Source organism: Pseudocolwellia sp. G5-9 (assembly GCF_055808995.1).
In genome coordinates this window covers 3,418,389-3,433,416 of the sequence record NZ_CM147893.1, presented here as the reverse complement: position 1 = coordinate 3,433,416, position 15,028 = coordinate 3,418,389, and the positions used below count along the sequence as shown (strand labels likewise).

Genomic DNA, 15,028 nt, shown 5'->3' with positions numbered 1-15,028 from the left:
TTTAGTTGTTATAGTTTATTCGCCTTATTTATTAGCTCTTTGGCAACTGTTAGGTAATAATTTCTACCTGTGGCTGTTAATAGGCTTTCAGCCAGCTTAGTTAAGGCTTTAGCTTTTACTTGTAAAGTCTCTTTATTATTAGGTTCTAGTGCCAAAATATGATCACATAACTGAGCAGCCCATTGCGGATCATTTTTCAGTAATGCTTGTTCTGCTCGCTTGATTAATACATCCACACCACCTGCTAACTCAGCAGTACGAGTGGCTAATTCTTTATCTGAAAGTGGAAATAAATTACTGGGATTACCATCAAACCATCCTAAATAACCATTAAATATTGATCTAATAGCCCACTCAGGGTGACCGTAGTATGGTTTTAAATAGTCTACATTTTTGAATTTATCTGGAAGAATTACATAATCAACTAATTGGTTAGGTGTTAAACCTAAGTTCATACCTTCAATAGTCTTATTAAATAAAAATGAGATTGCTTCATGATAATTGCTAAGTGTTTCAGCAACCTTCTCTGTACCTAGTATTGGTCTAGTATGTCCGCCAACTAATATACTTGGTTTCTCTTTTAACATATCTTCAAGTGATTTTATCCACTGACCAACATCACGATATGCAACACCTCTAATAGGGTATATATTTGGCCACGATTTATAAAAATTATCGCCAGAAAATAAAGCACGCTTTCCAGGATAATATACATAAAGCTGATCATCCGTCTCGCCAGCAGCAGCAACAAGTTGAAGTTCAATTCCTGCAATAGATATAGTTTGTCGGTTATCCCTTAACCAATCTGTGGGGTAAGTGTCGCTTGCAGCGTCAAATGCGCCTCCTTTTCTTTTTGGCCAATAAGCTTGCGCAACGCCATTATTGATTCGTTGCTCAGGTAATAACAAAAAGCCACCTTGCCTAGCTCCACGTTTCTGCTGAATAGTAAGACCAGCTTTATGAGCAAAGCTAGCTTCATGTCCATATCCATGATGAGCCCAAACAGCTACATCTGTATTATCTTTAAAGGCAATAGCTCCACCTGTATGATCTCCATGTCCATGAGTAAAAATAATACCTTTTACTGGCTTTACGGTAATCTCTCGAAATTTTTCCCTTACTTGCTGACCTATATTCGCATCAATTCCAGTATCAATAATAATAATACCATCTGCACCTTCAATCATACTGATAGGCGATACACCATAGCCAACAGCGGTATATATATTATCGCTAAGTTGAATGATCTGTTTTTCAAACTCCGCATTACGCTTAATTAATAATTGCGTAGCTTCAGATTCAACACTAGCGTTACCTTCAACAGTAAAAAGCATGACAACAATAGTGCTGATAAGAGTTTTAATACTTAATTTAGACATATTTTTCGCCTTATTACTTGATAATTAGTTTATAAGAGAGGCTAAAATTGAGCGCGATACTCACTTAAGCTAGATCATGCATTTTTTCCATAACATGAGATGACATTCCGCCATCAACAGGAATATTAATGCCACGCAGCCAAGCGCTAGCGTCACTTAATAAAAACGAAATTACAGGGGCGATATCTTCAGGTGTACCTGTTCTATCCATAACTTTCATGTCTTCTTCAGCACGCTCGCCAAGTGTTTCAATAAAGTCTTTCAAAATAGGGGTATTTACAGGGCCGGGACTTACACAATTCATACGAATACCACGCTCGCGCCAAGTCCAACGATTTAACATGGTCCAAACTAATAATGCTTCCTTACTAAAGAAATAACTTTGTGGTCCAACAATTTCATGTTTCTCACAATATGCTTCGATATTATTAAAATTCATGTTAGCTAATGAATCTTTAATAGCGTCCACTGAATTCGGCCATCCTATACCAGCTAATGAAGCCACATTTACAATAGAGCCACCATTATTCATCTTGGCAATAGCACCTTCAGTTAAATAACGTAATGCGACTAAGTTAACTGTCATTACTTTTATTTTATCTTGGGTAGGTGGTAAACCAGCTACGTTACAAAGACCATCAATTCCTTCTAGTTTATCAATTGCAGCATCAATAGAACTCTTACTTGTTAAATCTAGCTGAATAAATTCATCAACATTAGCAGCAGGAACTATATCTAAACCTATAACAGTGGCCCCTTGCTGCTTTAAAAGTTCAACAGTTTTAGCTCCTATGCCTGATGCGGCACCAGTAACAACTATCTTTTTATTATCTAACATATTATTCTCCTAAATATTCCAGAATACGTTAATGGATCTGGATTAAATTTATCTTAATGAAAATAGAATAAGCCCCTTTCCTTAGCAGCTAATCAGTATTGCTTTGTGTATAATCACCTAGTTTGATTTTTGTTTTTAAGTCAGTCTTACAAAAGGCATGTAAGAAACAAGTTTGCTCAGATACATCAAGAATATTTTTAGCAAAGGTATTATCTTCACTACTATTTAAATAAACATGTGTCTCTAATGGATCTGCTTTACCAGCGACTCCCGTACCACCTGAAGCACCACCTAAAGTAAAATGGGAGTCCTGCACAATACGATAATCCGTGAGGTTTTTATTATTCATTTTCGCGTAACGCCCAAATTGGGTCATAAAACAAAAACCAATACCTGCTGATATATAGGTTGTTGCATCTGGCGCACGCCCTTTACCACCATTACCTTCTCCTTCTTCAGATAACAATGTAAAAACAGAACCATGTGGATTATAAAGGTGTTGTGTGATCTCTTTGATCCCATCGTCTCGTAATGTACAGTAAGCTCTTAAATGCAGTAGTCGGGATTGGTGATCAGTAAGGCTAGAGCCTGCGCCACTAACAGAATTTTTATGTTCAGGTGTCAGACCTCCTTTTATACACATGTCATTCCAGTCACCTTGAGCAGGTAACGCTTCATCCATTGATACTTTTGGATCTACCAAGACAGGCTTACCAATAGGTAATGCTTTTTCAGGTTCTAGCTCTTCACCATTATGACTAAGAGTAAATAAACTTTCGTGCTTACCTCTCATTAATCCATTAAGTGGTGAAGCTGCTATCGCATCCATCATCAATTGCATTAAATCTTTGCGACTTGCATCAGATTCAATTTGAGCTTCTAAATCAACATCATGAGCGCTGGCTATCATGGTCCCACGCACCATACTTCCTTCCATGCTGTAATAATTATCTTGAATAAGACGAATATTTTTAATCGTTATATTGCGTATTTTTGCAAGAGCAATGACTTCATTCATATAAGAAGAAATCATACCAACGGTTAAGAAACATAATGGTGCTGGGGCATAATCTGTACCATTAAGATAAGCACCTTCATCGCTGGCTAAGCGCCACGTTTGCCCTGTTTTTGCTGAAGTAACTAATGCTTCTTTTTGGAAAATAGTTAATGAACGCACCGCAGTCCGTAAATCTTCTCCTAATCGTTTCTCTGGTGCTTTGAGGTTTAATTCAGAATTACTATCCACTTTATAAAATAAAGGTTTGCCACTATCTCTTAGGAGGTTTTCTACTTTTTTACTCATAATACTTACCTAATCTATTTCGTTGATTTTAAATGCTCATTTGTTCATTTTGGCATTCAAAGCAGCATCATACTCAACAGGTAATAGAGCATTATTGATTCAAGGACCTGAAGTAACACCAATAACGCGAATTTTTACTGTGCTGATATCTTTTATATTCAAATACAAAAGGTGTGATTATGACGCCACCAATAATATTGTTATCTGAATATATAATTCCACATAAATGAACCAAGGTCCACCATAAGAACCAACAAACTATTGAAATTATATATTTAAAGGGGTCTAACCACTTATATTTTAAACACAAGCAATTGAAAAATAATAAAATATCTTAATTATTAATATCATGCATATGGAGTTGGACATTTGTTCATTACAACTAATATAACTGTTCCTATATGGTGATTTAGAACAATGCTAAAAATAAAATATAAGGTTTTCACTTAAACCAATAAATAGTAATTGAAGAGGGAAATATGAATAATCAAAACAACAATCGTTCAAACAACAATAAAAACATGATCAGAAGTGCCGTTCAAACAGGTATACGTACTGCACTATATAGTAGCGTTATTAGCCTAGCTTTCGCACTTCCTGCCTTTGCAGAAGACTCAGAAGATAAAAAAATTGAAGTCATTAATGTTACCGCTCAAAAGCGAGCGGAAAATTTACAAGAAATCCCTATCGCCGTCAGTGCATTAAGTGAAGAAGATCTTGAAAACAGCGGTTTTGACGGTATTAGTGACTTAAGTACTTTAGTGCCTTCATTACAATTTGGTAACTTTGGTCCCGTCGCCTTTGTCGCCATTCGTGGTATAGGTATGGAAAATACCACTGCTGGTGGAGATCCTGGCGTCGCTATGCATTTAGATGGTGTCTATATTGGTCGACCTGTCGGCACATTATTTACTGCATTTGATACCGAAAGAGTCGAAGTTCTTAGAGGCCCACAAGGCACACTGTACGGACGAAACGCTACAGGCGGTTCGATTAACTTAATCACCAGAAAACCCCAAGACTATTTAAGTGGTACTTTAGATGCAACGGTAGGTAATTATAATATGCGACGTGTTCGTGCTTCAGTAAACTTACCTTTTAGTGACTCTGTACAAGGACGTTTTATTGCTTTTACTGAAGATCGTGATGGTTTTACTGAAAATAGTGTAGCTGGCGGTACTGAAGCCAACGACGCTGATTCTAGTGGTTTTCGTGGTCACCTCTATTTCGATATTAACAATTCACTTGATTTCACTCTAAGTGCAAGTTATGTGAAAAATGGCGGAGTTGGCACACAAGCCGAAGTACGCTCACCGTTCCCAGATGAGCTTTCCGGTCCTCCAATACCTGATACCAATAACTTTATTGTTGATGGTAACAAGCTGGAAAATGACCTTAGTCCTTTTAAAGAAGGAAAAAATGTTAAAGAAAGCCAAGAGAACAACTTTCTCTTAGTATCAGGTACACTCGATTGGGAATTTGAAAATTTTTCTATTAAGTCAATCACCGCTTATGCTGAGTCTGAGTATGAATCACATCAAGACACTGATAGCTCACCTAAAGCACTTGGTGAATTAGTGTTAACTGAAACAGCAGATCAATTCTCTCAAGAAATTCAATTTATTTCTGAGACTAATAGCGAATTACGCTGGTTAGCGGGTTTATATTATTTCACCGAGGATGGGGAGAGGTATTCCACCTTTTTCGAAAGCCGTTTTGATATACTAGCAGCAGTAAATGGTACAGAGGCAGGAGTTAAATTAGGTGGCGACGTCTCCACCACTTCATGGGCCGCATTTGCCCAAAGCACCTATAACTTTTCTGACGATATATCTGCAACCTTGGGTTTACGTTATACCGATGACGAAAAAGAAGGCACAAATAGAAATATATTATTTGGCCCATTATTTGAAGACGCTGTGGGTACAGATTCCCAAGAAGTGACTGGAAAATTTGCTCTAGATTGGAACTACGCAAAAAACTCATTGCTTTATGCTTCATATGCACGAGGCTATAAAAGTGGTGGTATTAATCAAGTGGCTATTGTGCAAGCTGGTCGCCAAGCGGTTTATGATCCTGAGTATGTAAACACTTTTGAAGTGGGGTTTAAAAGCCAATTTTTGCAAGATACCATTCGTTTTAATGCAGCTGTTTACTCTAATAATTATGAAGATTTACAATTCCAAATTTTCCAAAATAGCGGTCCTGCTGCAGGTAATGCTGGTAAAGCTACCGTTAATGGTATTGAAATGGAAGTAGTGGCGCTATTAGGCGATAACTGGGTCTTAGATAGCAGTTTAGGTTATATGGATAGCGAGTACAAAGATCTTATTTTCGATGGTGTTGACTACTCAGGCAACCAATTAACTCGTTCTCCTGAATTAACATATTCGTTGAGCTTAACTGGTAATTGGGACCTAGAAAATGGTGGAGCTATTAGAACCCGTTTAGAAACCTCATATACAGACGAAATATATTACTCTTTTGCCAATAGACCAGGTGATAAAGCAGATGACTATAACAACGTTAACGCTCGTTTATTCTGGTTCAGTCCAAGTCAGCAATACAAAGTTGAATTATATATTACTAATCTAACTGACGAAGTTCAAGAAGGTAATATTTTACGCGGTATTGGATTTATGGATTGCGAAGGTTGTGGCGGACAACAATTTGTTACCTATAATGCCCCTCGCCAATTTGGTGTGACCTTGTCTTATAGTTTCGAATAACATTTAGACATAATAAAGCCTTAAATATAAAGTTGTCTAACGTAAAACATTAACAACTTTATATTTCCTTATTTAAGTAAAATTTTATCAAATTAAAAACACTAAAACCTTTGGAGAAAATCATGTCAAACAAGGTGAAGAATCTTTTATTGGAATGTGGTAAACCACTAATCTTTAAAGTATCCAATGCTGAAGAAATTGGATTGCAAGCTGCTGAACCACGCTTAGGTGAAGATCTCCGTACTATAGTAAATTCTATGACAATTTTTCAAAAAGAAGCTTTAGTAACTTCTGCTCGAACCGGCAATACTTGGAGAATGGCCAGCGATGAAGGGGCCTATTTAGACGGCACTGACACGGCCCCTGCTCCACTGTGTTATCTCACTGTTGGAATGGTTGCCTCCTATATGAACGAAATAACCGCACTAGCAAAAATTAGAGATATTACCATCAACAATATTCGATTAATCCAAGACAATTATTATCGAATGGATGGTAGTATGGTAAAAGGTACTATGGAAGCCAGTGCACATGACGTTGATTTGGAAGTTCAAATAGACAGCGATGTTGATCAAAATACCTTGTTCCGCTTGGTTCAAGATGCAACGGCAGCCTCTCCATTAAATGGCTTAATGAGAGGTCAGCATGAAAGTTTATTCACCTTATCTCACAATGGTAGTGAAATAGAAACACAAAATGCTTTAACTATGGGCCAACCTGCCGAACCAGACCCGGGAGTAACCTTAGATATTGTGACCCCCTGTGAAGGTGATTGGTCTAAGCATTGTGTTAAAGGACCGATGACACCAAAACATCAACATTCTGTTACGGGTAAAAGCGCTTCGTTGCAAGATAAACAACAGCGGTTATTACATTTAAGAGGTATATGTACTATACGCCCTGACGGTATTAAAGAAATAGTACAGTACCTTTATAATCCACATGGCTCTGTATTTACTTTACTCTGTGAAGAAGGCCCAGAAAACGGGGGGCAAGGGAGAGCACCTGATGCCACAAGCTATATTTCCGCAGGTATTGGCTTTTGCTTTATGACCCAGTTTGGTCGCTATGCAAAAATGAATAAAAAAGACCTTAGTGCTTACCGTATTATGCAAGATTCACATTTTACTTTGGGAGGTGCTTCCGGTGGCACCGGAAAGCTGGGTCAGGCAGATCCATTAGAAACCCATGTATATTTAGAAAGTAGTGAATCTGATGAGTTTGCACAAAATATTCTCGATGTTTCTGAGAAGACATGTTTTCTGCATGCATTCTGTCGGACAAACTTAAAAACCAAAATAAGTATTAAACGCTTTTCAAATTAAACTGAAAAATTAATAGCAGCCAATTCGTTTCGCAACCATTGATGTAGTGGTTCGTTCTGGCTCCTCTCATGCCAAATTGCTTTGATTGTTACTGCATCAGTTTCTAATGGACATGGTAGAATAACATGACCATTTTGCTCTTGCTCTATTTGAGCTAAAGTACGCGGAATGGTAGCAATCAATTCAGAATCTTTTAGGAAAACCCCCTGAGCAAGCATATCATCGGCATAAAAACCAATCACTCTAGCGGGTAATTTACACTTACTGAGTGCTTTTGAAATAGGGTCATCTTTCTCTTCTAATAAGGTATTTTTTATATGGCGATACTTTAAAAAATTGTCGATACTCCAATGAGAGATCGCAGGATGGTTTTTATCAACCAAGCAAACACGATCTTCTGTTACAATTTTACGTTGCATCATTTGGTTAGGTGCTTGATGCCCTGCGGCAACAATTAAATCCACAGCCCCTTTGTCTAACTGCTGATAACTGTATTCTGAAATAGCATGAGTTTCAAAAATCAAATTAGGCGCAACTTTATTGATCCTTTTAAAAAAAGGAGCTAAATAGCTAGAAATAATAAAACTATGAGTTTGCAGCCTAAAAACACTATTTACTTTCGATGGTTCAAAGTATTTCGGCGCTAACAAAGTACTTATATCACTGAGTATAGAATTGAGGTCACCAGAAAGAGCTAATAACCGCGCTGTAGGTTCTAATCCTTTCGCCGTTCGAACAAACAATGGATCATTAAAGGTGTTGCGTAATCGACTTAAAGTATGACTCATCGCTGACTGACTTAAATGCATACGTTTAGCAGCCCGACCTACATGTCGCTCAGATAGTAGAGCCTGCAATGACTTTAACAAGTTTAAATCAACCTTTTCAATATTAAATTCATTCATATTAATCTCCACTAAGATTGATGAAAATAATTATGTAAAACTCTCTAAGATAACTCAATACATTTCAATAAAAAATTAAATGAATAAATTATTACATTGTACTACTAACCATGACTACTTTTTAAAACAGATTTATTAGCAAGCCAAAAGTTAAAAAAATATCGTTAAGCCCACAATTTACTAGCCCAAAACCTATTTCTTTTTAATTTCATAAGCAATGATATTTTTATATGAAAAGTAGCTACTTAGAACAACTCTAGTTTGAAATTAAAAAATATGAAAGGCATAATAGCGCTCACTGTATTAATTAAAAAAGATCAAATTGCAATGATAAAAGATCGCAATCAGCTAAACACTGAAACATTAGATGAAAACGTAAAACTACAATCTAAAAGTGTACAATCTTTAGTTCGCGGACTTAATATCTTAGTAGTTGTAAATGAAAAAACACCGGCTACTGTAACACAAATTGTTGCAAGTACTGGTCTACCAAAAGCTACCGTTATTCGTTTACTAAAAACACTTAGCAATGAAGGGTATATCTCTATGGATCGCACCGCTGGGGGATATAAGCCACTACCTAAAGTTCGCCTTCTTGCCAGCCCTATGATTGCTGATAATAATTTTGCTGTTGCCGCTAGAAATTACCTCAATGATTTTGCTCAAACAGTGAAGTGGCCGACTGATCTTCTTATACTGGAAGGTGCTGCTATGGTTGTACAAGCATCAAATAGAGATACGGCACCTATTTATCTAAAACGATTCGAACAAGGGCGTTTTTCTTTATTATCATCTGCTAGTGGTCTAGCTTATTTATCAGCAACAACAATAACTAAAAGACAAAAAATGATAAACGCGGTCGCTTCTCTAATGAAAACAGATGATGAAGCAAAACAGTTAGTAGATAAGGCGGTTCAAGAAATAGAGATCATTCAACAGAGAGGTTATGCAATAGCCGATTATCATTCTCCTATTGATGGAATTAGAGCAACAGCAATCCCTTTAGTTACTGATAATGTGCCTTTTGGCGCTTTAGCTATTTTATATCTTCGTGATGCAGTATCTGAAGAACAACTTAATGATTTTCTTTTACCTCAGTTACGTAAAACAGCGCTAGAAATTTCTAGATTATTTAGCCAACACGGTAACATAATGAATTTAGCTCCTGTTGTGACAACTAATAATCATGTAATAGAATCTTAATTTAACTTCTTGCATCTCGTTTAATTCCCCCCGCTAATGAACTAGTGTTAATATTAAAAGTTTTTAATAAAGGCGAGTCAAATGCAAAAGGCCATTCCTAACTACCGTATTTATGGTGATTTTGACACCGATTTTTCGTTAAACCCTGTTTATATTGATGATATTAAAAGCTCATCAGCGCTTAATAACTGGATTATTGAACCTCATCGCCACGATGATCTATACCACCTAGGCTATTTTTTTTCAGGTGGCGGTTCAATGCAAATACGCGGGAATAATTACACTATTACCTCCCCAAGTTTTTGTATTATTCCTGCGGGCGATGTGCACCGCTTTAATGTGCAAAATGATATTGAAGGTATCATGATAACAATATCAAAAATATATATGGATCAGCTGTTAGTTAATGCAAAATCAAGTCAAAAAATACTTGATCAACCTTCCTATATTAATAACGATGAACAACCAGAATTAAGTGAGGTTATTGCCCCCTTATTTAGACAATTACGAGCAGAATATTCTGGTCGTCAACCAGATCGAAGCTTATCAATTCAATGTTTACTCGGACTTATTTTAACTCGCATAACTCGATTAATACTTCAAGGAGCTCATAATGATAAAGGCGCCTATCAAGAGGATAGAAGCCTGTGGCTCTATCGAAGTTTTCAAAATATGATTGGCTATCCTCTTGTCGCAAAAAAATCAGTACCGGAATATGCCGCACAACTTCGAATTTCAGCAACCCATCTCAATAGGATCTGTCAAGCTATTGCAGGAAAGTCGGCTTTACAAGTGATTCATATCCGTATTATCAGTGAAGCCAAAATAAATTTAGCTTATACATTTCAATCTGTATCAGAGGTCGCATATCGCTTAGGATTTGAAGATGTTAGCTATTTTTCACGTTTCTTTAAAAAACAAACGGGCATAACCCCAAAAAAATTTAAAGTTAAAGTGAGGCGCCAACATCATATAAATGATGATGTTGGCAACGAAGATAAACTATCTTAATTTACTTAAGAATGGAGGGTATATTAGTTCAATTAATCTAAACCAACAAAGTTTTCTGCTATCGTGGTTTGGCCTGCTTTTGAGCTCGCCAAATAACTAATTTCAGCTAATTGCATTTTCATGGTAATAGGGTTTTCATCAAGTCGATGGAACAATTTAGTCATAGACCAAGAAAAGCGTTCTGCCTTCCAAATACGATCCAATGCTTTAGCAGAATATTGAGCTAAATGTGATGCGTCATTTTTTTGGTAACGTACGACCAATGCGTCAAATAGTTCTTTTGCATCACTCGCTGCTAAATTCAGACCTTTAGCACCTGTAGGTGGAACTATATGAGCGGCATCTCCTACTAAAAATAAATTACCAAAACGAAGAGGCTCACAAACAAAACTGCGTAATGGCGCTATACTCATTTCGAGTGCAGGACCAGTAACCACTTTATCAGCAATATCATCGGGTAATCGTCGTTTTAATTCTGTCCAAAACCTATCTGCTGACCAATCTTCTATTTTTTCATCTAAAGGTACTTGAATATAATATCGGCTACGGGTTTTTGAACGCATACTACAGAGAACATAACCATCTTCATGATGTTGATATAAGACCTCATGACTTACTGGCGGAACATCAGCCAAAATACCAAGCCAACCAAAAGGATAAGCATATTCATATTCTGTTATTTCTTCTCTTGGAACTGATTGACGTGATACACCATGATAGCCATCACAGCCGGCAATATAATCACAACTCACTTCATACTCTTCGCCGTTATGGGTAAAGCGTACTGTTGGCGTATCTCCGTATATATTATCTGGAGTAACATTTTCAGCGTCATAAAAAGATATAGCATCACTGGCATTGCGGGCATCTAAAAAATCTTTAGTTAATTCTGTTTGGCCGTATACCATCATAATTTTACCGTTAGTAAGCTCAGTAAAAGGTATTCTTTGCCTTTGGTTATCATTTCCCCAGACCATAGTAAAACCTTCATGAATCAAGCCTTCATGATCCATACGCTGATTAACACCTGCTTCCCTAACAATATTAACCGTACTTTGTTCAAGCACACCTGCACGGATCCGTCCAAGAATGTAATCCTGACTTTTATTATCGATAATTATGTTATCAATACCTTGATTTTGTAATAGTTGTCCTAGGAACAAACCCGCTGGACCAGAGCCAATTATGACGACTTTTGTATTTAACTTTTTCATATATTTCACCGTACAGTTGTTGTTTAATTATATCTCTATTATTGCAATAAAGAGTTTTAAAAATAATGCAGCAATGATTATTTTATTGGTACTTATCGAACATACAAATAAAAAACCTCTTGATAAAAAGTGTTTTTCATTTAAAAAACATCACTCTAAAAGCACACCAAGAAAAACATAAATAATTGAAATAAAAAACAAATAATAAATTAAATTAATATTTTAAATTATAATACAACATATTATTTACTCTAAGGAGTACCTTACAACTAGGACATTAAGAACACGTGCTATTTTATAAAAATATACTCGACATATTCTACTTAAACATCTAAGCGTACTTAATTATATACTAAAAAAAGAAAAGGTCCACCATGCGGACCTAGGTCTATTAATTGACATTAAATAATAATAATGTTTAACTTTAATTTAATTAAAGGAGTTTATTTAAATTTAATATTTAACTTCTATTGTTTAAGAGAACGATATTTTGGACTCTCAGACAAACTGTTATTACCTTGATAATAAAAATAAAACGACCAAAAAAATTTACTTACTAAAATACATAAAAATCATGTTGAATAATAAATAGAGGGGATAAATAATGACTTCAAATCAAAAAACAACACATACCCAGCTGTATATAAACGGGCAGTACACACAAGCTATTTCAGGTGAAACATATAAAATTTATAATCCTGCGCAACCTGATGAATTAGTAGGTCATGTTGCAAGTGCAGGTATTGAAGACGTTAATTTAGCATGTAAAGCAGCAGAAACAGCTATGCCTACTTGGGCGCGTTTAAGCTATCACGAACGAGCTGACTACCTATTAAAAATAGCAGATAGGCTAATGGCTGATAAAAACGAATTACAAAATCGAATTCAATTATTTACCCGAGAACACGGTAAAATACTTAAAGAAGCTGGTTTAGAGATGACTCGTATTAGCGACCGTTTTCGAGAAGTAGCAGCTTACGCAGATCGTTTATCCCAAGATGAAAAATTATCAGGTCCTCCTTTTGATACAATCATTACGCGCCAGCCAAGAGGTGTAGCCGCTTTAGTGGTACCTTGGAACTGGCCAATTTCCATATTAGGTGCCAAGCTAGGACAAGCGTTAATTGCAGGTAATACTGTAGTAATTAAACTATCGAAAGAAGCAGCAATGGCTCCAGCCAAAGCTATAGGTATAATGGCTGAAATTTTACCACCAGGAGTTATTAATCTACTTACAGGCTCTTCTGAAAACATTGGAGACCCACTATTAAGTCATCCAGCGATCAGAACGATCAACTTTACTGGTAGTATAAATATAGGCAAACATGTCATGAAAGTTGCTGCAGAAAACTTAGTTCCAGTCACACTAGAGCTAGGAGGTAACGATGCAGGATTAATTTTAGAAGATGCTAAATTAGATACTGAGGCTTTAACTAAAATGTATCTTGCTTCATTTATGTCTGCTGGACAAATTTGTATGGCGCTAAAACGTATCTATGTTCATCGTTCTCGCTATCAAGAATTGGTAGATGGCTTAACGGCTATTGCTTCTAAACAGGTTATTGGTGATGGTACTTTGCCTGAAACCACTATGGGGCCATTAAATAATAAGAAACAATATAGTATTGTTACAAGTATGATACAAGAAGCGAAAGATGCTGGCGCAGAAGTGCTTGAATTGGGTCAAGTACCTGATCAAGCACTATATAATAAAGGTTACTTTCAAAAACCAACCTTAGTATTAAACCCTGATATTAATTTACGTATAGTCAAAGAGGAGCAATTTGGTCCTGCTGTACCTATTATACCCTTTGACACTATTGCAGAAGCCATCAGTTTAGCTAATGATTCTGAATTTGGATTATGTTCATCAATTTGGACAGAAGATCGCAATACAGCACTTGAAATAGCACCTTTACTTCAAGCTGGCTATACTTACCTCAATGGCCATGGCCCATTAGCTCAAGATGGCCGTGCTCCGTTTGGAGGGCATAAACATAGTGGTATTGGTCGCAATTTAGGCTATGAAGGTATCATCGCGTTTCAAGAATTTCATGCAATTTCGGCCCCTAGTGGTTGGTTATTTTAAAAACTATTTAACCTACAGGCAAACAAACTCGTTTGCCTGTTGAGTTCTCACCTTATATCTATATCAAAGAGCTAGCTCCATACCACTAAAGCTCAATTAAAGAAAAGCCCCTTAAACTTATATTAATTCACTAAATCTTTGCTAAAAATAGAACTACAGAAGGCTAGATTTTTAATTTAATGACGGCCAGCTCATTACTAATGGTTTTATCTTCGTTACTCCTTTAACGATAGATAAAAACTATCGTTAATATTGTTTTATTCAATTATACCTATCAAACATCATTCCATATACTTATCCCAACTTAAACAAAAGCACTGAACAAAACGTTCAAACTTACATTAACTTTGGAGAGCAACATGACTCAATCAATTATCAACTCAAAATTACTTCCATTTAAAGCAACGGCTTATAGCAACGGTGATTTCATTGAAGTAAGTGACGCTGACTTAGCAGGAAAATGGTCAGTAGTATTTTTCTACCCTGCTGACTTTACCTTTGTATGCCCTACAGAATTAGGCGACATGGCTGACCATTACGCACAACTTCAAGAAATGGGCGTTGAAGTTTACTCAGTATCAACTGATACACACTTTACACATAAAGCATGGCACGACAGCTCAGACACTATTGGCAAAATTCAATACCCAATGATTGGTGACCCAACAGGAAGAATTACACGTAACTTCGGTGTAATGATTGAAGAAGACGGTTTAGCACTTCGCGGTACATTTGTAATCAACCCCGAAGGCGAAATTAAAATTGCTGAAGTACATGACTTAGGTATAGGCCGCTCTGCTAAAGAATTAGTTCGTAAAATTCAAGCAGCGCAATATGTTGCAGCGCACGACGGTGAAGTTTGTCCTGCAGCTTGGGAGCCAGGTTTAGAAACATTAGCACCTTCTTTAGATTTAGTTGGAAAAATTTAATTAGTCTTTTTTCCAATAATTACAAACCTTGTTTTAACCTTGTTTACTGTGTGTAAAACAAGGTTTGAATCTTTACTTTACATAGCAACATTCGCTAAGGATT

Annotated in this window: 11 protein-coding genes; 6 read left to right on the top strand and 5 right to left on the bottom strand. The window is 36.4% G+C overall.

The genetic code is table 11. The features are described 5' to 3' along the window. Positions 1 to 8: 8 nt before the first annotated feature. The 3 genes from AC0L5Q_RS14815 to AC0L5Q_RS14805 form a co-directional block, all read right to left on the bottom strand. Positions 9 to 1,379 carry an alkyl sulfatase dimerization domain-containing protein gene (locus AC0L5Q_RS14815; protein WP_473610395.1) on the bottom strand — a complete coding sequence of 457 codons (1,371 nt, stop codon included), beginning with the start codon at positions 1,377 to 1,379 and terminating at the stop codon, positions 9 to 11. A gap of 64 nt (positions 1,380 to 1,443) precedes the next feature. Further along, a complete protein-coding gene (locus AC0L5Q_RS14810) occupies positions 1,444 to 2,217 on the bottom strand; it encodes a coniferyl-alcohol dehydrogenase (RefSeq protein WP_473610391.1) in 774 nt (257 codons plus the stop codon). A gap of 88 nt (positions 2,218 to 2,305) precedes the next feature. After that, on the bottom strand, positions 2,306 to 3,520 hold the full coding sequence (locus AC0L5Q_RS14805) for an OsmC family protein (RefSeq protein ID WP_473610388.1): 1,215 nt from the start codon (positions 3,518 to 3,520) through the stop codon (positions 2,306 to 2,308). 479 nt (positions 3,521 to 3,999) lie between these two features. On the opposite strand from AC0L5Q_RS14805, the gene AC0L5Q_RS14800 reads away from it, so the two are divergent. Beyond that, positions 4,000 to 6,249: a TonB-dependent receptor gene (locus tag AC0L5Q_RS14800; RefSeq protein WP_473610384.1), complete on the top strand. Its 2,250-nt coding sequence runs from the start codon at positions 4,000 to 4,002 to the stop codon at positions 6,247 to 6,249. Positions 6,250 to 6,506: 257 nt separating this feature from the next. Continuing rightward, complete coding sequence (locus AC0L5Q_RS14795) at positions 6,507 to 7,574, top strand: OsmC family protein (protein ID WP_473610380.1); 1,068 nt, start codon at positions 6,507 to 6,509, stop codon at positions 7,572 to 7,574. On the opposite strand, the gene AC0L5Q_RS14790 is transcribed toward AC0L5Q_RS14795, so the two are convergent. Next, complete coding sequence (locus AC0L5Q_RS14790; protein WP_473610376.1) at positions 7,571 to 8,479, bottom strand: LysR family transcriptional regulator; 909 nt, start codon at positions 8,477 to 8,479, stop codon at positions 7,571 to 7,573. The two genes, AC0L5Q_RS14795 and AC0L5Q_RS14790, sit on opposite strands and share 4 nt — an antisense overlap. 327 nt (positions 8,480 to 8,806) lie before the next feature. Here AC0L5Q_RS14790 and AC0L5Q_RS14785 point away from each other — a divergent pair, with 327 nt between their 5' ends. Then, a complete protein-coding gene (locus tag AC0L5Q_RS14785; protein ID WP_473610372.1) occupies positions 8,807 to 9,682 on the top strand; it encodes a helix-turn-helix domain-containing protein in 876 nt (291 codons plus the stop codon). Between the two features lie 81 nt (positions 9,683 to 9,763). Continuing rightward, entirely contained in the window at positions 9,764 to 10,693 is a 930-nt protein-coding gene (locus tag AC0L5Q_RS14780; protein WP_473610368.1) for a helix-turn-helix domain-containing protein, read from the top strand. A gap of 32 nt (positions 10,694 to 10,725) precedes the next feature. Here AC0L5Q_RS14780 and pobA read toward each other — a convergent pair whose 3' ends face one another. Continuing rightward, positions 10,726 to 11,907: a 4-hydroxybenzoate 3-monooxygenase gene (gene pobA / locus AC0L5Q_RS14775; protein ID WP_473610364.1), complete on the bottom strand. Its 1,182-nt coding sequence runs from the start codon at positions 11,905 to 11,907 to the stop codon at positions 10,726 to 10,728. Positions 11,908 to 12,511: 604 nt separating this feature from the next. Between pobA and AC0L5Q_RS14770 the strand changes: the two genes are divergently transcribed. Both AC0L5Q_RS14770 and ahpC read left to right on the top strand, forming a co-directional pair. Further along, positions 12,512 to 13,996, top strand: a complete 1,485-nt coding sequence (locus AC0L5Q_RS14770) for an aldehyde dehydrogenase family protein (protein WP_473610361.1) — start codon at positions 12,512 to 12,514, stop codon at positions 13,994 to 13,996. A gap of 359 nt (positions 13,997 to 14,355) precedes the next feature. Next, positions 14,356 to 14,925, top strand: coding sequence for an alkyl hydroperoxide reductase subunit C (gene ahpC / locus AC0L5Q_RS14765; protein ID WP_473610358.1), 570 nt, complete (start codon positions 14,356 to 14,358; stop codon positions 14,923 to 14,925). Positions 14,926 to 15,028 lie beyond the last annotated feature (103 nt).

What these genes read in the sequence shown, in the direction of transcription:
- AC0L5Q_RS14790 (WP_473610376.1), bottom strand. Translation starts at nt 8,479, where the DNA reads ATGAATGAATTTAATATTGAAAAGGTTGATTTAAACTTGTTAAAGTCA.
- AC0L5Q_RS14815 (WP_473610395.1), bottom strand. Translation starts at nt 1,379, where the DNA reads ATGTCTAAATTAAGTATTAAAACTCTTATCAGCACTATTGTTGTCATG.
- AC0L5Q_RS14785 (WP_473610372.1), top strand. Translation starts at nt 8,807, where the DNA reads ATGATAAAAGATCGCAATCAGCTAAACACTGAAACATTAGATGAAAAC.
- ahpC (WP_473610358.1), top strand. Translation starts at nt 14,356, where the DNA reads ATGACTCAATCAATTATCAACTCAAAATTACTTCCATTTAAAGCAACG.
- AC0L5Q_RS14770 (WP_473610361.1), top strand. Translation starts at nt 12,512, where the DNA reads ATGACTTCAAATCAAAAAACAACACATACCCAGCTGTATATAAACGGG.
- AC0L5Q_RS14805 (WP_473610388.1), bottom strand. Translation starts at nt 3,520, where the DNA reads ATGAGTAAAAAAGTAGAAAACCTCCTAAGAGATAGTGGCAAACCTTTA.
- AC0L5Q_RS14800 (WP_473610384.1), top strand. Translation starts at nt 4,000, where the DNA reads ATGAATAATCAAAACAACAATCGTTCAAACAACAATAAAAACATGATC.
- AC0L5Q_RS14810 (WP_473610391.1), bottom strand. Translation starts at nt 2,217, where the DNA reads ATGTTAGATAATAAAAAGATAGTTGTTACTGGTGCCGCATCAGGCATA.
- pobA (WP_473610364.1), bottom strand. Translation starts at nt 11,907, where the DNA reads ATGAAAAAGTTAAATACAAAAGTCGTCATAATTGGCTCTGGTCCAGCG.
- AC0L5Q_RS14795 (WP_473610380.1), top strand. Translation starts at nt 6,507, where the DNA reads ATGACAATTTTTCAAAAAGAAGCTTTAGTAACTTCTGCTCGAACCGGC.
- AC0L5Q_RS14780 (WP_473610368.1), top strand. Translation starts at nt 9,764, where the DNA reads ATGCAAAAGGCCATTCCTAACTACCGTATTTATGGTGATTTTGACACC.